The following is a 21,255-nucleotide window of genomic DNA, read 5'->3' as shown; positions in this document are numbered from 1 at the left end:
AACGCTGAGCTGGTGGAGTTCAGGTGGTTGGACGCAGTATGGCAGCTCGGTTAACCGTGGCGACGGCGTAGGAGACACTAAGCTCTTATGGCCGTCGCGATGGGAAGCGCAGCATCGGTCGCCGCAGCGGGCCGCTCAGCGCTGGGAATCATCAGGGCGACGTCGCTGCGCACGGCCGGACGAATGCCGAGCGCCTCAGCGATCAGTCGGGCGTGATCGGTCATGGTCTGCGAGCGGGTGGCATAATCGGACAGGACCGAGGGATCGAGCGAGAGCTGTCGCGCGAGGAAGATGACGAGCGCGCCTGGCACGCTGCCCTCAATCTGAAGTACCTGCGCCAGTGTCATGCCGGGATGGCGGATCAACGCGAACTGCAAAGCCATGCCCAGTCGATTGCGATCGTGACGTCGCTCGCCGATCAGACTCAGGTCATCTTTCTCTAAAGTGAATCGCCGTGCCAGTTCGTCCGCGTCGTTCGGAATGCGGAACAGCGTCGCACGTTCGGCGTCACTGAAAAGAACATGCTCGCGTGCTGGCATTGACCGTCCCTAAAACGTGCTTGGCGCACGAAGACGCGTCGGATTAAAGAGACGTAGTTTCTGGACGGGTTTCGGCGCACCGACAATCGGTCGGCACGATCGTCCACAGAACGGCCGTTTGGGAGACGCGATCGATGGGCGGTATTCTGGGCTACGCCCGCGTCAGCACCGGCGATCAGGATGTCGCAGGCCAGCGGATGCGGCTCGAACAGGCCGGCGCGATCCGCGTGTTCACCGACGTGATATCGGGCAAGAGCATGGATCGACCGGGGCTGGCCGACTTGCTCGGTTTCGCGCGCAAGGGTGACACGCTGGCGATCGTTCGGCTCGATCGCCTCGGTCGTTCACTGGGCGAGTTGCTGACGACGGTGAATATGCTGCGCGATCGCGGGATCGCGCTCCTCAGTCTGGAAGAGAAGATCGACACCTCGTCCGCAGCCGGCGAACTGATCTTCCATGTCTTCGGCGCCATCGCGCATTTCGAGCGCCGTCTTATTTCTGAACGCACCCGTGACGGGATCGCCGCGGCGCGCGCCAAGGGCAAACTACCGGGGCGGCAGCCGCTCGACGGTGACAAGGTGAGCGCGGCGCTCAAGTTGATTGCTGCAAGTGTTTCTCCGGCGGAGGCCGCACGGCAGCTCGGGATCGGCAGATCGACGGTATACCGCGAGATGAAGCGGCTGGGGATCGCCCGGCCGGTGTCAGCATGACCCCTGTCGATTCCGGTTCTTCGATCGTTACAAAGAGACGAGTTGGTTTTCTAGGATGGGTTTTACGCGGTCTTGCCACCCTGCTGTTTTTGCTGGTGCTCGGATCCGCATCACTCGTCGCCTACTTCACTTTTGTCGTCTCTCCCCGGCAGCAAGCAGAACAGGAAAAGGCTAAGCATGACGCTGCCATATTCGCTAACCTGAGCGGATCGACACGACGCCTCGCGATCTTCGATGCGTTCGTCGACCGTATCAATGCCCACTATTACGATCAGCGCTTCAGCGGATTTGACTGGAAAGCCCTGACACGGTTCTGGCGCGAAAAAGCGGCCACAGCGCATAGCGACTTCGATCTATACTTTGGTGTCTTATTCCCGCTCACGCAACGATTTCCTGTGTCGCATGTGAACGTCGAGATGCCGGACAGACACACCGCGAGGGCAAGGCCTTCGAAGGCACTGGATATGCCTCTGCTGAAGCCAGCATTTTGCGGTGATTTTGCCGACACGGGAATGCAGATTGTCCCGATACGTCGGCCCATGCCCATCTATATCGTCGGGGAGGTTGCCCTAAATTCACCAGCGGCCCGCGCCGGGGTGACGCCAGGGTGGATCATCCGATCGTTCACTCAGCGCCCTCATGCGAACGGTGGCGAGATAGAAGCTCAGCTCGTAAAGGTCTCACCCTCTCAGATGCATGAATTTGAGACGATGGAACCAAATAAGTCTTCTGCATCAGGCTCTTCCAAATCCCGTCAACCTGCGAACCTCAAACCAACGTCTATACGGCTCACCTACGCATGCGGATCTGGTAACAGTGGATTTTCTACACACCGGATTTCCTCAGGCCCACTTTATATCCGTTTTGATCAGTTCCTGCCGGTCGAGATTGATAAGGTCAAGGAAGCCGTTCGATCCGCAGATCGACGCGGTGTCGTGCTGGATTTGCGATACAATACTGGTGGTTATAGCTTACTTCTTCTCAACGCCCTGATGGGGAGAGGTCAGCCAGTATATCGTACGCGGAATGCATCTGGCTTGACGGTGGTCAAGACGGACTATTGGACGAACCGATACGACGGACCGCTGGCCGTCCTCGTCGGCCCGGCATCTGCGAGCGCAGCCGAAATTTCGGCTGCGGTATTGAAGCAATCCAGACGGGGCATTGTAATCGGTAGAATGACCAATGGCTCAGTCTTAGGCGCACTATCGTACCCTTTACCCGACGGAGGCAGCGTTCAGGTTCCGGTTGAGGACGTCGAAATGCTTGATGGCAAGCGTTTAGAAGGTCGAGGTGTTCTCCCCGATGTTGAGGTTTACCCGACGATCGAACAGATCCGTGCCGGTCGCGATGCGGCTATCGATGAAGCGGTGCGCGAACTACGCAAATCTGGCTCTGACCGCTGACCGCTATGAGGACAGCGGGGCTTAGCGTTGTTTAGCGCAGAATCAGCGCTCTGCTCTCTGCCATCAGCTTTTCTGCACGTCCATTCCAGCTCGTGTGAGCTGGGTTCTCTGCATCCCGCAGGAAGGCGCTGACGGCGGGATCAGAGGCTACTACGGTCGCAAACACCGGCGGGTTTGTGAAATAACTGGCCTCGTTAGGCACCGTAATCGCGTTTCGGATAAACAACGGAGCCGGACTGGCCCCGGCGGGCGCCGGTTGCAGATAAACGTCAAAACTGCCGTTACTTCGACCGTCTGCTATCGAGTTGCAAACGATCGGGAGGCGAAAATGCAGAAGGTCTCCGCGAAGATGGCCCGCCCGAAGATCCTGAACGTGAGCACCCTCGAGAACACCTTCAAAACCGGCCGAACCGTCCCAGCCAGCTGCACATTTACGGGCGCTCCCCGGACTCGGATCGTATGTTCGCGACAGAACATCATAAGAACCCTTGCGATGCGACCAAACGTCGCTTAAAGAATAGCGACATTCGGTCGCTTAGGGGCGAAACATGCCAAAGCAGCCGCCGCTTACTCGAGCGGATATCATGAACCGCGTTGATATCCCCAAGGACGTTTGGACGTTCTGGACTCGGGGCGGTGTGCTGCAACCGGTGGAGGGCGGGAGGGGCACTGGCAACCGGAACAAGTTCCCGTGGTACGAGGCGAACATTGCCGCGATCATGAACCAGCTGCGCATTCTTGGGGTGAAGATCGAGGGAATGCTATCAATCGCTCGCGTTTATCGCGACTCAATCGCCTACTTTGAGGGCTTGGGGGTCGACCGCGACCAAGTGAACGCACTCTGGCAACTGTTCATCATTCAGGGCCACATCGTTGCCAAACGGACCGAATGGCACCGCGTTCGGGACTTCGTCAACGCACCCGATCTCAATCCCGAGAGGTTCCTGCATCTTGTCGAAGCGGCGGCCGACTATTCCATTGAGGACGTTTGGGCTGAGGAGATCGAGGCCGCACCCGACGAGAAGCACGGAGCGCAGCGGGTCACTCTTGAGCTGTGGGACCTTTGGTCGACGCTGACGAGGGAAGAGTTCTACCGGCACCTTGACCCGTATTTGACCGTAACCGAGCAGCCGAAGCCGGGGGAACCGGGCGTCGAAAACTCGAACCTCGAAGAAATGACATATTTTTGGCGGGTTGGCGAAGGCGACGAGTATCGGTTCTCGTGGGGATCGAGCACAAAGGCCGGAGAGGATGGCGCGACTGCCATGATCGCGGTTGACGTCACCGCCGTTCTTTACAAGGTTTGGAACAGCGACACCGACGAGGCCGCCGGCCACGACGAAGGCGAAGGCGAGTGACGCCGATCGAACCCTTAGCCCAGATCGCGCCGCCGCCCCCGTGGCGCACGATTGAGGAGGTGTTCCGGACCCAGCCGCACCGCTGGTGGCTTATCTTGCTGGCAAAAGGCAACGTGATGGACGAGCCGCCTCTGCGACCGCCCAAGGCACTGCCGAACTACTGATCGCAAGCGCTTAGTCGCTGCCACACTTGGAACTCTGCTTCCGAGGGCGCTGCCGCTTTGTCTGCAGTGATGACCAGGTACGCAGGCGAGACCGAGGTCAGCAACGGTCGCCGCCGTGACGAAATCGAAAAGGCGTTGGAACGTCCACCCCCAAACGAACCGAGGATCCGATGTCCGAGCAAAGTGATGAAATTTTGCGACTGCCCGAAGTGAAGCGGCGCACCGGCCTCAGCCGGACCGCGATCTACCGGCTGATGGGTGAGGGAATATTCTCTGGTCACCAGAAGATCGGACTGCGCGCGGTCGGCTGGAAAAGGTCGGTCATCGACGCATTCGTCGCCAGCGGCGCCACGAATTAGCGAACAGCACATTAGCGAACAGCACAAATAATATCGGGGGTATCTTTGGGGGTATCATTCGAAAGGGATGGTTAAATATGACTGTTAGAACAGAAGGTTGCGGACTGGCTTCGAGAGTTACCCTGTCCACCAACCCCGCGACGCGCGGCAGTGGCGACCTCGGCGAGGCGCCGACACCTTCATCGTCGTAGGGCCTGAGCACCAGGCTTTACACAGCGGTCCCTGGTCCGGACGGAATTCGCCGTCATTTGTTCGCCTGGTGGCATCCGATCGTCGCCATGCTGCGGCGATACGATCGTATCGGCTTGGCTGATGGTTGACGGAGTGCGGTGCGCGCTCCATCCCTTCGGCCTGTCAGTTGCCGGAGATCCGTTGCCGATGTTGTTCCGCCCCGTCCGCCTTGCCGTCCAGTCCGTCCTGCTGGTCACCACCTGCCTTTCGGTCGCCGCCAGCGCGCAGCCGCGGCAGACGATGGCGGCGGTGCTGCCGGTGCCGGACAACATCCCCGCGGCGCGCGACGTGCCTTATCCGGGGACGGTGACGCTGGTCGTCGATGCGACCGATACGCAGCGCGGGATCTTCACGGTGCGCGAGACGATCCCGGTGGCGCAGGCCGGGCCGCTGACCTTGCTCTATCCGAAATGGCTGCCGGGCAACCATGCGCCACGCGGGAGCATCGACGATGTTGCTGGGCTGAAGATCAGTGCGGGCGGTCAGGTGCTGCCGTGGAAGCGCGATCCGGTCGAGGTGTATGCGGTCAAGGTCGACGTGCCGCAGGGTGCGACTGAAGTGACGGTCGAGTTCCAATATGTGTCGCCGGTGTCGAACGCGCAGGGGCGGGTGGTGATGACGCCCGAGATGCTGAACCTGCAGTGGAACCTGACGGCGTTCTATCCGGCGGGATATTATGCGCGGCAGATTCCGGTGGCGGCGACGGCGATCCTGCCCGCGGGCTGGAAATACGGCGTCGCGCTGGAGCCCGTCGATCCCGCGGCGACGGGTACGGTGGCGTTCAAGCCGGTGTCGTTCGAGACGCTGGTCGACAGTCCGATGTTCGCGGGCATTAATTTCCGGCAGGAGACGCTGGCGCCGGGCGTGCGGCTGAACATCGTCGCCGATACGCCGGAGGAGCTGGCCGCGACGCCGGACCAGATCCAGAAGCACCGCAACCTGGTGACGCAGGCGACGCGCCTGTTCGGGGCGCAGCATTACGACCATTATGATTTCCTGCTGGCGATCACCGACAAGATGGGCGGGATCGGGCTGGAGCATCACCGGTCGTCCGAGAATGGCGTGACGCCGGGTTACTTTACGAAGTGGGACGAGGGAGCCGGCCGCCGCAACCTGTTGCCGCACGAATATACGCATAGCTGGGACGGCAAGTATCGCCGCGGGGCGGACCTCTACACCGCCGAATATTCGCAGCCGATGCGCAATTCGCTGCTGTGGGTTTACGAGGGCCAGACGCAATATTGGGGTTATGTGCTGCAGGCGCGGTCGGGCATCGTGTCGAAGGAAGATACGCTTGCGGCCTATGCGTCGATCGCGGCGACGCTAGACAAGCGGCCGGGGCGGAGCTGGCGGCCGCTGATCGATACGACCAACGATCCGATCCTGTCGGCGCGGCGGCCGCAGCCGTGGGTCAGTTGGCAACGGTCGGAGGACTATTACAACGAGGGGCTGCTGATCTGGCTGGATGCGGACATGCAGATCCGCGAGCTGACCAAGGGTAAGAAGTCGCTCGACGATTTCGCGAAGCTGTTCTTCGGGATGAACGACCGGGATTGGGGCGTGCTGACCTATCAGTTCGCGGATGTGGCGGCGGCGCTGAACAAGGTCGTGCCCTATGACTGGAACACGTTCCTCGACACGCGGGTGAACCAGATCGCGCCGCGTGCGCCGCTCGGCTGGCTGGAGAAGGGCGGGTACCGGCTGGTCTATGCCGCCGAGCCGACGCAGTGGTGGAAGAACAACGAGAAGACCGCGAAGAACACCGACCTGACCTATTCGCTCGGCTTCACGGTCGGCGCCGACGGCGGGCTGGGGCAGGTGATCTGGGACAGTCCGGCGTTCCGGGCGGGGCTGACCAACAATGCGGTCATCACCGCGGTGGGCGGCAAGGCGTATAGCGGCGACGCGCTGAAGACCGCGGTGAAGGACGCGCAGACGCGCAAGACGCCGATCCAGTTGCTGGTGAAGCAGGGCGACCGGTTCAGCACGGTGGCGATCCCTTATTTTGACGGGCCGAAATATCCGCGGCTGGAGAAGGTGGGCAAGGGCACTGCGCGGCTCGACACGCTGCTGACCGCGCGCTGAGCGCGGGGGCGGATAGCATGTGGCGGTTCTGGGTCGATCGCGGCGGCACGTTCACCGACATCGTGGCGCGGGCGCCGGACGGGTCGATCCGGACGGCCAAGCTGCTGTCCGCCGATCCGGAGCGTTATGACGATGCCGCGGTGGCGGGAATCCGCCGGCTGACGGGGATCGCTGACGGACCGTTGCCGCCGTTGGAACTGCGGATGGGGACGACCGTCGCGACGAATGCGCTGCTGGAGCGCAAGGGCGCGCGGACCCTGCTGGCGATCACCGCGGGGTTCGGCGATGCGCTGCGGATCGGGAACCAGAACCGGCCGGATATCTTTGCGCGCGACATAAGGCTGCCCGAACCGCTGTACGACGATGTCGTGGAGATTTGCGAGCGGGTGACGGCGGAGGGGGCGCTGTTGCAGGCGCCTGATCCGGACGCGGTGCGTGCGGCGTTGGGCGTGGCGTATGAGGCGGGGTTTCGGGCGATCGCGGTGGTGCTGATGCATGGGCATCGCCATCCGGCGCATGAGGTGATCGTCGCGGACATCGCGCGCGCGGTGGGGTTCACGCAGGTGTCGGTGAGCCATGTCGTCGGGCCGCTGGTGAAGCTGATCGGGCGCGGCGATACGACCGTGGCGGATGCGTATCTGTCGCCGGGGCTGGCGGCGTATGTCGACCAAGTGCGGGCGGGGCTGGGCGCGGAGGCGCGGACCCTGTTTATGCGGTCGAGCGGCGGGCTGGTCGACGGGGCGCTGTTCCACGGGCGCGACGCGATCCTGTCGGGGCCGGCGGGCGGGATCGTCGGGATGGCCCATACCGCGCGGGCGGCGGGCGTGGACGACGTGATCGGGTTCGACATGGGGGGTACGTCGACCGACGTGTCGCACTATGCCGGGCGGTACGAGCGGACGAACGAGGCCGTGGTGGCCGGCGTCCGGATCCGTGCGCCGATGATGCGGATCCATACGGTCGCGGCGGGCGGCGGATCGATCTGTTTGGTGGAACAGGGGCGGTTCCGCGTCGGGCCGGAGTCGGCGGGGGCGGTGCCGGGGCCGGCCTGTTACCGGCGCGGCGGGCCGTTGACGGTGACCGACTGCAACCTGCTGCTCGGCCGGATCAGGGCGGAGCATTTTCCGAGCCTGTTCGGGCCCGACGGGAACCAGCCGCTCGACCGCGACGCGGTGGTGGCGCGGTTTGAAGAGCGTGGGCTGGACATGCCGGCAAGCCAAGCGGCGGAGGGGTTCCTGGCGATCGCCGTCGCCAACATGGCCAATGCGATCAAGACGATCTCGACGGCACGAGGCCATGACGTGACGCGCTACACGCTCGCCTGTTTCGGTGGGGCGGGCGGGCAGCATGCGTGCCTGGTGGCGGACGCGCTGGGCATGGGGCGGGTGATGATCCACCGCCATGCGAGCCTGCTGTCGGCTTATGGCATGGGAATGGCGCGACAGTCGGCGGTGCGCGAGCGGACGCTGGGGATCGCGCTGGATGCGGATGCCGGGCCTGCGATCACGGCGGCGGTGGCGGCGCTGTCCGACGCGGCGCGGGCGGAGCTGGCGGAGCAGGGGATCGTGGACGCCGCGGTCGAGGGCAGCGCGCATCTGCGCCAGCCGGGGAGTGAGAGTGCGATCGAGGTGACGCTTGGCGATCCGGCGGCGATGGCGGCGGACTATGCGGCGGCGTACCGCGCGCGCTTCGGTTATGCGAGCGATGCGGTGCCGGTGCTCGACATGCTGCGCATCGAGGCGGTCGAGCCGGGTGATGGCGGGGATGAGCCGGACTGGGCGGCGGTTGGCGAGGACTTGGAGGAAAGTGCGACGGCCTGGATGGACGGGGCGGCGCGTTCCGTCGCGGTCCGGCGGCGTGGGGCGCTGGCGGCGGGGACGGAGGTTGCGGGGCCGGCGCTGGTCGTCGATGCGACGTCCACCGTCGTGGTCGATCCGGGCTGGTCGGCGCGGGTCGATGCGCTCGGTAACCTGATGCTGGCGCGGGTGGACGGGGTGGCCGGCGCGGTGGTCGGGCCGGAGCTGGACCCGGTGCGGCTCGAGATCTTCGACGGTCAGTTCATGGCGATTGCGGAGGAGATGGGGGCGGCGTTGCAGCATAGTGCGTCGTCGGTGAACATCCGCGAGCGGCTCGATTTTTCCTGTGCGCTGTTCGACGCGCATGGCAATCTGATCGCCAATGCGCCGCATATTCCGGTGCATCTCGGGTCGATGGGCGACAGCATCCGGACGATCATCGCCAATCGCGGTGGCGCGGCGGACGGGCGGGGGATCCTGCGCGGGGACGTCTATGCGCTGAACGCGCCTTATGCGGGGGGCACGCACCTGCCCGATCTGACGGTGATTATGCCGGTTTTTGCGGACGGATCGGATGCACCGGACTTCTTCGTCGCGGCGCGCGGGCATCATGCCGATATCGGCGGGTCGAGCCCGGGGTCGATGCCGCCGGGCAGCACTTCGGTGCTGGAAGAGGGCGTGCTGTTCGACGACGTGGTGGTGGTCGATGCCGAGCGGTTCCGCGAGGCGGAGGTGCGCGTGCTGCTGGCGGGCGGGCGGTGGCCGGCGCGCGATCCGGACCGCAACATCGCCGATCTGCGCGCGCAGATCGCGGCGTGCGCGCGCGGGCAGGCGGGGCTCGATGCGCTGGTGGAGCGCTACGGGCTGGTCACGGTCGCGGCGTATATGGAGCATGTCCAGGCCAATGCGGATGCGGCGGTGAAGGCGCTGATCGCGGAACTGCCGGAGGGCGCGTTCGCGTACGAGCTGGACGGTGGTGCTGCGGTGCGGGTGGCGGTGCGGATCGATCGCGTTGGGCAGACCGCGACGGTGGATTTCACGGGGACGAGCGGGCAGCTGCCGAGCAACTTCAACGCGCCGCGGTCGATCACGCGCGCGGCGGTGATGTATGTGTTCCGGACTTTGGTCGGGGGCACGATGCCGCTGAACGACGGGTGCCTGCGCAGCGTGGAGATCGTGATCCCGGACGGGTCGATGCTGAGCCCACGCTATCCCGCCGCCGTGGTCGCCGGGAATGTCGAGACGAGCCAGGTGGTGACGGATGCGCTGTACGGGGCGCTGGGGTTGCTGGCGGCATCGCAGGGGACGATGAACAATTTCACGTTCGGCAACGCGGCGCACCAATATTACGAGACGATCGCGGGTGGCGCGGGGGCGAGTGCCGCCGCCGACGGGGCGAGTGCGGTGCAGACGCATATGACGAACAGCCGGCTGACCGATCCGGAGGTGTTCGAGGACCGGTTCCCGGTGCTGCTCGAACGCTTCGCGATCCGGCGCGGGTCGGGGGGTGCGGGGGCGCATCGGGGCGGGGACGGCGTGGTGCGGCATGTCCGGTTCCGCGAGGCGATGACGGCGGGGATCCTGTCCAACCGGCGGCGGGTGGCGCCGTTTGGGGTTGCCGGCGGTGCGGATGGCGCGGTGGGCATCAACCGGGTGCGGCGGGGGGACGGTTCCGTCGAGATGCTGGGCTCGACCGCGCTGGTGGAGATGGCGGCGGGGGATGTTTTCCTCATCGAGACGCCGGGTGGCGGCGGGTTCGGGACCGAGTGATGGGGCGGGTTGGTTGTGGCGCCGACGTGGCGTGTTCGGCTTTCAAACGACCGAGCCATGACCGCAAGTGTTCCCCGGCGCAGGCCGGGGCCTTGGGACGACTGCTTCACCTAGGCTCCGGCCTTCGCCGGGGAACTGTTCTGAGGACTGGACGCAGCGTTGGGGCTGTAGCGTCGTGTTAGTCCGGTCCGGTATTGCGGTCGTCGCGTTGGGTTTCCTCCTGCGGTTCAATCCGTTGCTGGTCGTCGCGGCCGCCGCGCTGGTGACGGGGCTGGCGGCGGGGTTGGAGCCGGTGGCGGTGTTGGCGGCGTTCGGGCGGGCGTTCAACGATACGCGCTATGTCACGATCATCTATATCGTTTTGCCGGTCGTCGGGCTGCTGGAGCGGCAGGGGTTGCAGGCGCGGGCGCGTGGGTTGGTGGCGGGGATGCGGGGGGCGACGGTCGGGCGGTTGCTGCTGGGGTACATGCTGTTCCGGCAGGTAACGGCGGCGCTGGGGCTGACGTCGATCGCGGGGCATCCGCAGACGGTGCGGCCGCTGGTGGCACCGATGGCGGTCGCGGCGGCGGAGCGGCAGGGGTTCGACCCGCCGGCGTGCGAGCGGGTGAAGGCGATGGCGGCGGGCACCGACAATATCGGACTGTTCTTTGGCGAGGATATCTTCATCGCGATTGGATCGATCCTGCTGATCAAGGGGACGATGGCGCAGTACGGCTATGACATCACGCCGATCCATCTGTCGCTGTGGGCGATCCCGACGGCGGTGGCGGCGTTGCTGGTGCATGGCGCGCGGTTGTTGTGGCTGGATCGGCGGGCGTGAGGGCTCCGCTTGAGCCTGGTTCGGGTGGCGTTGGCTCGCTCGGTCGGCGGTGTACCGCGTGATCGGGCTCGACTTCGTCTATGCGGTTGCGGGGGCGACGTTTGCGGCGTTTGCGTGGTTGTCGCTGACCGACCGGAGTAATCCTCGGCGGTTCGGGACGGGGGCGTTCTACGGGCTGATCGCGGTGAGTTTCTTTGCCGGCGATCGGTTGGGGGACGTCGGCAACGGGGTGCTCGTGCTGGCGCTGGTCGCGTTGGGCGGGACCGGGGCGGTGGGGCGTGGGGCGGCCGTTTCGAGCGATGGTGCGGGGGCGGAGTGGTATGGGAACAGGCTGTTCCTGCCGGCGCTGATCGTGCCGGTGGTGGCGCTGGCGGGCACGTTGCTGAAGCCCGACTGGATCGATCCGAAGCAGGTGACCTTGGTGTCGCTGACCATCGGCGTGCTGGTGGCGCTGGCGGTCTGTTATGTCTGGTTCCGCCCGACCGTGCGCGCGCCGTTCGATGCGGGGCGGGGGTTGATGGACGGGGTCGGCTGGGCTGCGGTGTTGCCGCAGATGCTGGCGGCGCTGGGGGCGGTGTTCGCGCTGGCGGGGGTTGGCGACGTGGTTGGAGGGCTGGCGGCGCGCGCGATCCCGGACGGCAATCTGTTCGTGGCGGTGCTGGTCTACGGGCTCGGCATGGCGGGGTTCACGATCGTGATGGGCAATGCGTTCGCGGCGTTCCCGGTGATGACCGCGGGGGTCGGCGTGCCGGTGCTGGTGCGGGGCATGGGCGGCGATCCGGCGCTGATCGCGGCGGTGGGGATGCTGGCCGGCTTCTGCGGCACGTTGCTGACCCCGATGGCCGCGAATTTCAATCTGGTGCCGGCGGTGCTGCTCGACCTGGACCGGAGTGCGGTGATCCGCGCGCAGGCGCCGACCGCGGTCGTGCTGCTGGTGGTCAATATCCTGCTGATCTACTTTCTGGGGTTCCGGACATGACGATGTTGACGCCTGGTCTCGCCGCACGGTTCGCGGAGCTGACGCTGGGCCATGTCGGGCGGCCGTGGCCGTTCAAGCTGGATCAGGTGCTGACCGGGCCGGACGATGTGGTGGCGCCGGCCGTGCTGCATCCGGCGTTCCATGGCAGTTTCGACTGGCATAGCTGCGTCCATGGCTGGTGGCAGCTGATGCGGATCGCGCGGCTGTTCCCGGACTTGCCGCAGGCGGTCGCGATCCGGGAGCGGGCCGATGCGACGCTGACCGCGGAGAAGCTGGGCGGGGAGCGTGCTTATCTCGACCGGCCGGGGACGAACGGGTTCGAGCGGCCTTATGGCTGGGGCTGGGCGCTCGCGCTGCATCATGAGCTGGAGCGGCATGATGAGCTGCGCTGGGCCGACGCGATGCGGCCGCTGGCGGAGGCGTTTGCGGCGCGGCTGATGGAGTATCTGCCAAAGCTGACCTATCCGGTGCGGACCGGCACGCATGGCAGCACGGCGTTTGCTTTGATCCTTGCGCTGGAGTGGGCGGATGCGCGCGATCCGGCGCTGGCGGCGCTAATCCGGGCGCGGGCGGTGGACTGGTTCGGGGGCGACCGGGGCGCGCAGGCTTGGGAGCCGGGCGGGGACGATTTCCTGTCGGCGACGCTGGTCGAGGCGGTGCTGATGGCGCGCGTGCTGGGCGACGGGTTCGGGGCGTGGTTCGCGGCGTTCCTGCCGGATGTGGGGAAGGGGGAGCCGGCGACGTTGTTCCTGCCCGCGACCGTGTCGGACCGCAGCGATGGCAAGATCGCGCATCTCGACGGGTTGAACCTGAGCCGGGCGTGGTGCTGGTTCGTACTGGCCGACGCGGCGGGGATGCCGGGGTTGCGCGATGTGGCGATGCGGCACCTGGACGCCGCGCTGGGTCATGTCGCGGGCGATTATATGGGCGAGCATTGGCTGGCGACGTTCGCGTTGCTGGCGTTGGGGGCCGGCACCGCGGCGCTTCCGCCGCAGGGGTAGCGCGCGGAACATTCAGGCTGATTGTGGACAAGGACGACGGACGATGCAGACGATCTCCTTGAAGCCTTCGACGAACGCGACGTATCGCGCGATCACGCGGCTGCTCACGATGATCCACGAGTTGCACAAGGCGGGGTATCAGCGGATTCGCTTCCGTTCGGGCATGGCGCCGAGCGGTCTGCACTGGCGATGCCTCATCACGCATGCCGACGCGATGCTGGCCGACGGTATGGCGCTGGCGGACGGGCATCGGCCGGATGAAGTGGCCTATTATTCGACGGGTTCGCAGGATGGGTATTTCGGGTGGACCGATGTGCCCGGGCGGTCCGCGCGTGAATTGGGCGTGATGTTTCTCGATCGGTTTCCTATGATCGCGGCGAAGGGTCAGGGTCGCGACTGGGCCTATGCCGGGTGGTTGACCGAAATTCTGGGATGTGCGGAACGCGACGAGAAACGCGGTTTCCCGGTTTGGTTTGCGGATTATCCGATCGAAATCGTCAAAGCAGATCGACCGCCACCAATAATCTCGTCTATTGCATGAAATAGATGTTGTTCGTTTATTTCTTATGACGAACACTGACATTGGCGATCGTTATGCTGAGGTTCAGAATTGTGGAACAATAATCCCTGGATCGATCATAATATAAGTTAGTGTCAAAAAGGGGATTCGGGATGCGGTTCATCGGTCTTGCGGGTTTGCTGGTGCTGGGCGGGTGTACCGCGGTCGTCGATCAGGGGTCGCTATTTCCGGAGATGGCGCTGAGCGGGCAGCCGCCGGCGCTGGTGACACCGGCGGGCTATACGCTGGACGAGCGGATGCTGGACCTGCCCGGACTGGGGCAGGTGCATGCGGTGCGGATGACGCGACCGGGGTCGGTCGGGACGTTGCTGTACAGCGGCGGCAACGGGTCGTTCGTGCGGACGTCGGGAGAACGGTTCGCGCGGCTGGCGGCGATGACGGGGGCCGATATCGTCGCGTACGACTATCCCGGGCGCGGCGGGACGACGGTGCCGGCAACGGTCGATGCGCTGATCGCGATGGGGCCGGCGTTGCGCGCGGCGTTCGGTGCGGCAGGCTGGGTGAAGCCGGGGCCGGTGTGGGCTTACGGCTTCTCGCTGGGTGGGGCGCCGGCCTCGAACATCGCGGCGGCGGGTGGCGTGACCGGGTTGGTGCTGGAGGCGACCGCGGCGGACATTCCGGCGGTGGGGCGCAACATGGTGCCGGGAATGCTGCGGCCGTTCGTGCGGATCGAGGTGGCGGACGACGTGAAGCGCTATGATTATCAGGGCTATGTCGTGCGGGCGCGGGTGCCAGTGTTGCTGCTGGTCGGGCGGGATGATCGGACGGTGGATGCCAAGACCGTGACACGGTTCGGCGAGACGCTGAAGGCGGCGGGGGTGGATGCGACTCTGGTGACGGTGCCGGGCGGGCATGGGGATGCGATCGACGGGGATGCGGGGGTGACGGCGGTGCGTGGGTTTCTGGCGCGGACGGGTGGCGGGGTTTCTTGACCTTTCCTGCTGAGCGGTTTGCGGTTGGCGCGCGGCTCGCGTGTCGACCTCAATGATTCCCCCCATCCGTTTGGTTCGAGCTTGTCGAGAACGTTGCGTGGCGTTCTCGACAGGCTCGAACCAAACGGATTTTTTAGGGTGGGGGGTGGCCTAGAATCGTTGCGTCGTGGAGAACTGTTGGCTTCTCGGCTTCGCTCGAAGGGTCCCTCGACTGCGCTCGGGATGGACGGTTTTCTGCGCCACGCAGTTGTGTTTAGGCCTCGGCGTTCGCCGGGGAACTCTCCTGGCTACTTGCGCAAAAATGCGCGTTTGCCGCCGACCCAGGTTTCCTGGACCTTGGTGGCGCGGATCTGGGTTGGGGTGGCGGTGAAGGGGTCGGTGTCGACGAGGATGAAGTCGGCGAGGTGGCCGGGCTGGAGGCTGCCGAGAATGCCTTCGGTGAAGCTGGCATAGGCAGCCCCCGTGGTGAAGCCGGCGATCGCGGTCGGCAAATCGACCTTCTGCTCGGGGTGCCAGCCGCCGGGGGGCTGGCCGGAGGGGTCTTCGCGCGTGATGGCGGCGGCGATGCCGGCGAAGGGGTCGGGCGATTCGACCGGATAGTCGGAGCCGAAGGCGAGCTTCGCGCCGGCGTCGAGCATCGATTTCCAGGCATAGGCCCCGGCCAGCCGCGCCTCGCCGAGGCGGGCCTCCGCCATCAGGCGGTCGCTGGTCTGGTGGACGGGCTGCATCGAAGCGATGATGCCGTTCTGGCCGAAGCGTTTCAGGTCCACCGGGTCGACGATCTGGGCATGTTCGATCCGCCAGCGCCGATCGCCCTTGTAGGTGAGCGCGACCTCCTCGATCGCGTCGAGCGCCTGTTCGTTGGCGGCGTCGCCGATCGCGTGGATCGCGACCTGGAACCCGTCCATCGCGGCGCGGCTCATGAGGTTACGCAGCTTGGTGTCGTCGAGGAACGGCAGGCCACGCTGGTTGGCGGCATCGGCATAGGGGCGCTTCAGCCAGGCGCCGCGCGAGCCGAGCGCGCCGTCGTCGTAGAGTTTGACGCCGACCATCTTCAGGTGGGTGTCGTAGAGCCACGGCGTCGGGCCGGTGCCGGCGATCGACAGCATCGGTTCGATCCCGCCGGCGTAGGAGATCAGCCGGACGCGGAGCCGCCCCGCGTCGCCCGCGCGGCGGTAGGTGTTCCAGTCGTCGGGCGTGGTGCCCATGTCGGCGGTGGCGACGATGCCGAACGCGAGCAGCTGGTCCTGCGCGCTGCCGAATGCGACGTCGCGTTCGCGCGGCAGCGGTTGCGGGATGGCGCGTTCGAGCAGTGCCTGGGCGGCGTCGACCAGCACGCCGGTCGGGTTGCCCTTGGCGTCACGCTCGATCCGGCCGCCGGCGGGGTCCCTGGTCTTGGCATTGATGCCGGCCGCGGCCAGGGCGGCGCTGTTGGCGAGCATCGCGTGGCCGTCGACGCGGGCGAGCGCCACGGGGCGGTCGCGGACAACGCCGTCGATGTCACTCGCGGTCGGGAAGCGGCCGAGGCCCCAGCGTTCCTGGTTCCAGCCGCCGCCGCGGATCCAGGTCGGGGTGGTGTGGTCGCGGGCATAGTCGCGGAGCTTGCCCTGCGCATCGGCGAGCGAGCTGGTGTTGGCGAGATCGAGTTCGGTCGCGCGGAAGCCGAGTTCCATGACGTGGCCGTGCGCGTCGATCAGGCCGGGGAGGAGGGTGCGGCCCTTGGCATCGAGCTTGAAATCAAGCCATTTTTCGCGGGTGTCGCCGGACTGGTAGAGCTTCGACACACGGCCGGCCTTGTCGATCAGCATGCCGGTGAAGCGGATCACGCGGCCATTCTGATCAAGCGTGTAGCCGTTGACGTTGTCGATCAGGCCGCCCTCATTGGGCGGGGCTGGCAGCACGACGGGTTTGCGCCGCGCATGCGCCGGGGCGGTGGCCAGAAGGATTGCGGCGGCGGCGAGGAGGGCGGTGCGGGTAGCGTGCATCCTGTGGTCTTAGAGTGCGGGCGCGGGGTTTGCGAGAGGCGCGATGGAGGTCGGCTTTCGGTTGCGAATGCGTCTCGCGTGTTTCGTATACCGCTTGGGGTTCTCTATCTCCGCCCAGTCCGATACGGAGCCGGCATGACTACCGTCCCCACATCCGCCGACCTGCCGGTCTCGATCGACGATATCCGCGCCGCCCATGCCCGCATCAGGGATGCGATCGTGCGGACGCCGACGCTGCTCAGCCGGACGCTGTCCGAGATGACCGGGGCGACGGTGTATCTGAAGTTCGAGAATCTGCAGTTCACGGCGGCGTACAAGGAGCGTGGCGCGCTCAACACGTTGTTGCAGATGACCGATGCGCAGCGGCGCTGCGGCGTGATCGCGGCGTCGGCCGGCAACCACGCGCAGGGCCTGGCCTATCATGCGCGGCGGCTGGGCATTCCGGCGACGATCGTGATGCCGACCACGACGCCGATCGTGAAGGTGCAACAGACCGAGAGCCACGAGGCGCGGATCATTCTGTTCGGCGAGAATGTCGACGAGTCGCTGGCCCATGCGCGCGCGGTGGCGGCGACCGAGGGTCAGACGATCGTCCACCCGTTCGACGATGCGAAGATCATCGCCGGGCAGGGCACGACCGCGATCGAGATGCTGGAGGACGTGCCGCAGATCGACATGTTCGCGGTGCCGATCGGCGGCGGCGGGCTGATTTCCGGGATCGCAACGGTCGCCAAGGCGCAGGACCGCGCGATCGAGGTCGTGGGTGTGGAGGCGGAACTGTATCCGTCGATGTACAACCGGATCAACGGCAAGAACCTGGAATGCGGCGGCGATACGCTGGCAGAGGGGATCGCGGTGAAGGAGCCCGGCGGGATCACCGCGCGGATCATCGCGGAACTGGTCGACGATATCGTGCTGGTGGCCGAACGCGATCTGGAACGCGCGGTGTCGTTGCTGTTGCAGATCGAGAAGACCGTCGTCGAGGGCGCAGGGGCCGCCGGGCTGGCGGCGCTGCTCGCCTATCCGGAGCGGTTCCGCGGGCGGACGGTGGGCATCGTGCTGTGCGGCGGCAATATCGATACGCGGTTGCTGGCGAACGTGCTGCTGCGCGATCTGGCGCGGTCGGGGCGGCTGGCGCGGCTGCGGATCCGGTTGAAGGACCGGCCGGGGCAGCTGTTCAACCTAGCGCGCGTGTTCGATGAACAGCAGGTCAACATCATCGAAGTGTATCACCAGCGCGTGTTCACGACCCTGCCGGCCAAGGGGCTGATCACCGACATCGAGTGCGAGACGCGCGACCGGGCGCATCTGGAACGGCTGATGACGGCGCTGCATATGGCGGGATATGAGGTGACGCCGGTCGAGCTGGCCTAACGCGGGGCGGGAGTATCGCGCGAGGACGCAAGGGAAATGTCCCGCGTCAGGACGGTCGGGCATGAACGCTCTTTTCAGACTCGTGCGCTAACCCCATAGTCTGTGTTCCCCGACGAGAGGCTCCACCGCCGGTGAGCGCGCAATTCCGTTTCCCCCGTTTCTTCGTGACGTCTCCCGCGCCCTGCCCGTACATCCCGGGCCGGATCGAGCGGAAGGTGTTCACCGAATTGTCGGGCGACCACGCGACCGAGCTGAACGATGCGCTGGGCCGGATCGGGTTCCGGCGTAGCCAGGGCGTGGCGTATCGCCCGTCCTGCGTGGAATGTACGGCGTGCATCTCGGTGCGGGTGGTGGCGAAGGAATTTCGCCCGAACGCCAGCCAGCGCAAGCTGATCCGGCGCCATGCCGACCTGGACATCACCGCGTGCAAGCCGTGGACGACCGAGGAGCAGTTCGCGCTGCTCCGCCGTTATTTGGCCGCGCGGCATCCGGGCGGCGGGATGGCGGAGATGGACGAGCTGGATTTCGCCGACATGGTGGAACAGACGCCGGTCGACACGCTGGTGGTGGAATATCGCGAGCCCGCGGTGGACGGGCGGCCGGGGCGGCTGGTGGGTGCGTGCCTGACCGATCATCAGGCCGACGGGCTGTCGATGGTCTACAGCTTCTTCGAACCGGACGAGAGCGTGCGGCAAGGGTTGGGGACGTTCATCATCCTCGACCACATCCTGCGAGCGGCGCGGTCGGACATGGATTATGTCTATCTCGGCTACTGGGTCGAGCAGAGTCCGCGGATGCAGTACAAGACGCGCTATCGCCCGCTGGAGCAGCTGGGGCCGGGAGGCTGGGTGCGGATGGCTCCGCCGGTTGCCGACGCGCGTATGGCGGGGGTGCCGGCGCGGGATGATGCGGTGGTTGCTGCGGAGTAGAGGCAGCGCGGTCGGACTTGCCCTACCTTGACCGTCATCCCGGCGGAGGCCGGATCTCCCTTGGGCTTGCCGTGGGCTCTTCAACTAAGGGAGATCCCGGCTCTCGCCGGGATGACGGTTTGGGGGAGGGGCTCCGTGGCGCGGGCAGTTTAGAGCGGACAGTCGCCAGCAGCCCCGATGCGGAAAAACCCGCACCCGCCCTTACTTGTCGCGCTTCTTGCGGTGCTGTTCCATGTCGAGGACCGTGGTGTCGGCGCCTTCCGGGAGCAGGCCCAGGCGGCGGGCGATTTCCTGGTAGGCTTCGACTTCGCCGCCGAGGTTCTGGCGGAAGCGGTCCTTGTCGAGTTTCTCGCCGGTGGCGATATCCCAGAGGCGGCAGCCGTCGGGGCTGATTTCGTCGGCGAGCAGGACGCGGGCGAAATCATTGTCCCAGATGCGGCCGAATTCGAGCTTGAAGTCGACCAGCCGGATGCCGATCCCGGCGAACAGGCCGCACAGGAAATCGTTCACGCGGATCGCCATGTCGGCGATGTCGTGCATCTCCTCCTGGCTGGCCCAGCCGAAGCAGGCGATATGTTCGTCCGCGATCATCGGATCGCCGAGTGCGTCGTCCTTGTAGTAATATTCGATGATCGTGCGGGGCAGCTGCAGCCCTTCCTCGATCCCGAGGCGCTTGACGATCGAGCCGGCCGCGACGTTGCGCACCACGACCTCGATCGGGATGATCTCGACCTGGCGGATCAGCTGCTCGCGCATGTTGAGGCGGCGGATGAAGTGGGTCGGCACGCCTATATTGCCGAGCATCGTGAAGATGTGTTCGGAGATACGGTTGTTCAGCACGCCCTTGCCGCTGATTGTGCCCTTCTTCTGCGCGTTGAAGGCGGTGGCGTCGTCCTTGAAATACTGGATCAACGTGCCCGGCTCGGGACCCTCGTACAGGATCTTGGCTTTGCCTTCGTAGATCTGGCGGCGGCGGGTCATCGGCGGCTCCGGCAGTTCGGACGGGTGTCCGTAGAAAGAGGACCGCCCCGGATGCGACATCGGTGGGATGCGCATCCGGGGCGGACGAGTCTCGTTCTTAGCGGAGGCGGGCGGTGGACGCAATTCGCGACCATCGCCCGCTTCGGCTTATTCCGATTCCTCGAAGATCGAGATTGCAACGTCGGCATTGGCGGAGAGGCGGACGTCGTTGCCCTCGACCTCGGCCACCAGGCCGGTCGCGATATAGTGATGCTTGCCGTCGCCGCTGTCGTTCTTGGTCAGCTTGATCCGGTCGCCGTCGAGATGATCGACGGTGCCAACATGGACGCCGTCGGCACCGATGACGTTGGCGTGCTCTTTGATCTGGGTAAGGTCGACCATGGGGATAGCTCCTTCATCTTGGCTTCGGGGCTTCAACGCGCCGGCCCGGCGAAGGGTGCATGTCGTCAGCAGCAGGCACAGCAATACGGCGCATGCCGAGACCGCCCAGCCGATCTGTTCCACCGTGGTGAGACCGGTGGACAATAGGCATCGGGGCCCGGCAGGATGCCGGACCAACCCGGTCGCGGGGTCCACACTCGTCGGTACGAGGCCGCCGGCGCACCGTGCCAAGACGCCCGGAAACCAGAAGCGGCGGCTGGTCTGCAGCCCGGCGCGGGTCGTGATATCCGGCGTGTGGCGGGCCAGCGCCTCGGCGGCGATGCTGGAGCGGATCGGGCCGGCGGCGGGGAGATATTCCGGCACGTCGGGCGCATCGCGGTCCAGTTCGGCCAGCGTCGGATGACCAGCGGCGAACGGCGTGGTGACGATCGGCACCGCCAACGCCAGCGCCGGCACCAGCCAGAGTGACCGTATGTGTCCGGCACCGGACGCGATCGCCCCGGCAAAGGCGGTAGCCAGCGCGAATTCGGCGATGGTGAGCGCGCGCCACGGAAACTGGACCTTGGCGAGCAGCGGAAGCGCCCAGAAGCCGGGGACCATGTTCGCCGCGACAAGACATGCAAAGAGCGTGACCGCCGGCCAGAAGCGCGCGGTGGACCGCCAGAGCCCGACGGCCGCGACCGCGAGCGCGATTTCGAGCGACGCGAACACCATGCCCGCCGCTGGCGAAACCCAGCGGTCGGGCGCGAGCAGGCTCCACGCCGCCGGGGTGAGGCCCGGTTGTCGCCAGAGAAACGCCATGTCGACGTGACGTTGGAGCAGCAGTGCCGGGAGCAGGTAGACCGAGGCGAGGGCAAGACCCAGCAGCAGGCCGG

At 65.8% G+C, this 21,255-nt stretch carries 18 protein-coding genes; 14 read left to right on the top strand and 4 right to left on the bottom strand.

The window, feature by feature from the left end; translation table 11 throughout:
* Positions 1 to 77: 77 nt before the first annotated feature.
* Positions 78 to 539: a DUF4158 domain-containing protein gene (locus IEX50_RS06610; RefSeq protein WP_157175091.1), complete on the bottom strand. Its 462-nt coding sequence runs from the start codon at positions 537 to 539 to the stop codon at positions 78 to 80.
* Between the two features lie 134 nt (positions 540 to 673).
* On the opposite strand from IEX50_RS06610, the gene IEX50_RS06605 reads away from it, so the two are divergent.
* The 12 genes from IEX50_RS06605 (at position 674) to IEX50_RS06550 (ending at position 14,730) form a co-directional block, all read left to right on the top strand.
* The gene (locus tag IEX50_RS06605) at positions 674 to 1,249 is read left to right on the top strand and encodes a recombinase family protein (protein WP_157175092.1); all 576 of its coding nucleotides are present in this window, start codon (positions 674 to 676) and stop codon (positions 1,247 to 1,249) included.
* Complete coding sequence (locus IEX50_RS06600; protein ID WP_157175093.1) at positions 1,246 to 2,655, top strand: S41 family peptidase; 1,410 nt, start codon at positions 1,246 to 1,248, stop codon at positions 2,653 to 2,655. Before IEX50_RS06605 ends, IEX50_RS06600 begins: the two co-directional genes overlap by 4 nt.
* A 584-nt stretch (positions 2,656 to 3,239) precedes the next feature.
* A complete protein-coding gene (locus IEX50_RS06595) occupies positions 3,240 to 4,013 on the top strand; it encodes a hypothetical protein (protein ID WP_157175094.1) in 774 nt (257 codons plus the stop codon).
* Positions 4,010 to 4,177 (top strand): hypothetical protein, encoded by a 168-nt coding sequence (locus IEX50_RS06590; RefSeq protein WP_157175095.1) that lies wholly within the window; start codon positions 4,010 to 4,012, stop codon positions 4,175 to 4,177. Before IEX50_RS06595 ends, IEX50_RS06590 begins: the two co-directional genes overlap by 4 nt.
* Before the next feature lie 170 nt (positions 4,178 to 4,347).
* A complete protein-coding gene (locus IEX50_RS06585; RefSeq protein ID WP_157175096.1) occupies positions 4,348 to 4,536 on the top strand; it encodes a helix-turn-helix transcriptional regulator in 189 nt (62 codons plus the stop codon).
* Between the two features lie 378 nt (positions 4,537 to 4,914).
* Positions 4,915 to 6,852, top strand: coding sequence for a M61 family metallopeptidase (locus tag IEX50_RS06580; RefSeq protein WP_157175097.1), 1,938 nt, complete (start codon positions 4,915 to 4,917; stop codon positions 6,850 to 6,852).
* A gap of 17 nt (positions 6,853 to 6,869) precedes the next feature.
* Positions 6,870 to 10,418, top strand: coding sequence for a hydantoinase B/oxoprolinase family protein (locus IEX50_RS06575; protein ID WP_157175098.1), 3,549 nt, complete (start codon positions 6,870 to 6,872; stop codon positions 10,416 to 10,418).
* 175 nt (positions 10,419 to 10,593) lie between these two features.
* Positions 10,594 to 11,238 (top strand): DUF969 domain-containing protein, encoded by a 645-nt coding sequence (locus tag IEX50_RS06570; protein WP_157175099.1) that lies wholly within the window; start codon positions 10,594 to 10,596, stop codon positions 11,236 to 11,238.
* A gap of 58 nt (positions 11,239 to 11,296) precedes the next feature.
* Complete coding sequence (locus IEX50_RS06565; RefSeq protein ID WP_157175100.1) at positions 11,297 to 12,217, top strand: DUF979 domain-containing protein; 921 nt, start codon at positions 11,297 to 11,299, stop codon at positions 12,215 to 12,217.
* Entirely contained in the window at positions 12,214 to 13,218 is a 1,005-nt protein-coding gene (locus IEX50_RS06560) for a DUF2891 domain-containing protein (protein ID WP_157175101.1), read from the top strand. Before IEX50_RS06565 ends, IEX50_RS06560 begins: the two co-directional genes overlap by 4 nt.
* A 43-nt stretch (positions 13,219 to 13,261) precedes the next feature.
* Positions 13,262 to 13,759: a hypothetical protein gene (locus tag IEX50_RS06555; RefSeq protein ID WP_157175102.1), complete on the top strand. Its 498-nt coding sequence runs from the start codon at positions 13,262 to 13,264 to the stop codon at positions 13,757 to 13,759.
* Positions 13,760 to 13,890: 131 nt separating this feature from the next.
* Complete coding sequence (locus IEX50_RS06550; protein ID WP_157175103.1) at positions 13,891 to 14,730, top strand: alpha/beta fold hydrolase; 840 nt, start codon at positions 13,891 to 13,893, stop codon at positions 14,728 to 14,730.
* A 287-nt stretch (positions 14,731 to 15,017) separates the two neighbouring features.
* Here the strand turns inward: IEX50_RS06550 and IEX50_RS06545 are convergent, their stop codons facing one another.
* Positions 15,018 to 16,715 carry an amidohydrolase gene (locus IEX50_RS06545; protein WP_157175104.1) on the bottom strand — a complete coding sequence of 566 codons (1,698 nt, stop codon included), beginning with the start codon at positions 16,713 to 16,715 and terminating at the stop codon, positions 15,018 to 15,020.
* A 135-nt stretch (positions 16,716 to 16,850) separates the two neighbouring features.
* On the opposite strand from IEX50_RS06545, the gene IEX50_RS06540 reads away from it, so the two are divergent.
* Both IEX50_RS06540 and IEX50_RS06535 read left to right on the top strand, forming a co-directional pair.
* Complete coding sequence (locus IEX50_RS06540; RefSeq protein ID WP_157175105.1) at positions 16,851 to 18,089, top strand: threonine ammonia-lyase; 1,239 nt, start codon at positions 16,851 to 16,853, stop codon at positions 18,087 to 18,089.
* Positions 18,090 to 18,220: 131 nt separating this feature from the next.
* Positions 18,221 to 19,018 (top strand): arginyltransferase, encoded by a 798-nt coding sequence (locus tag IEX50_RS06535; protein ID WP_157175106.1) that lies wholly within the window; start codon positions 18,221 to 18,223, stop codon positions 19,016 to 19,018.
* A 201-nt stretch (positions 19,019 to 19,219) separates the two neighbouring features.
* On the opposite strand, the gene purC is transcribed toward IEX50_RS06535, so the two are convergent.
* Positions 19,220 to 19,999 carry a phosphoribosylaminoimidazolesuccinocarboxamide synthase gene (purC, locus tag IEX50_RS06530; protein ID WP_157175107.1) on the bottom strand — a complete coding sequence of 260 codons (780 nt, stop codon included), beginning with the start codon at positions 19,997 to 19,999 and terminating at the stop codon, positions 19,220 to 19,222.
* 147 nt (positions 20,000 to 20,146) lie between these two features.
* Entirely contained in the window at positions 20,147 to 20,380 is a 234-nt protein-coding gene (locus IEX50_RS06525) for a DUF2171 domain-containing protein (RefSeq protein WP_157175833.1), read from the bottom strand.
* Positions 20,381 to 21,255: the final 875 nt, after the last annotated feature.

It is taken from the genome of Sphingomonas prati (assembly GCF_014643515.1).
Classification (GTDB): Bacteria; Pseudomonadota; Alphaproteobacteria; order Sphingomonadales; family Sphingomonadaceae; genus Sphingomonas_R; species Sphingomonas_R prati.
This window is presented reverse-complemented; position numbering and strand designations above follow the sequence as displayed.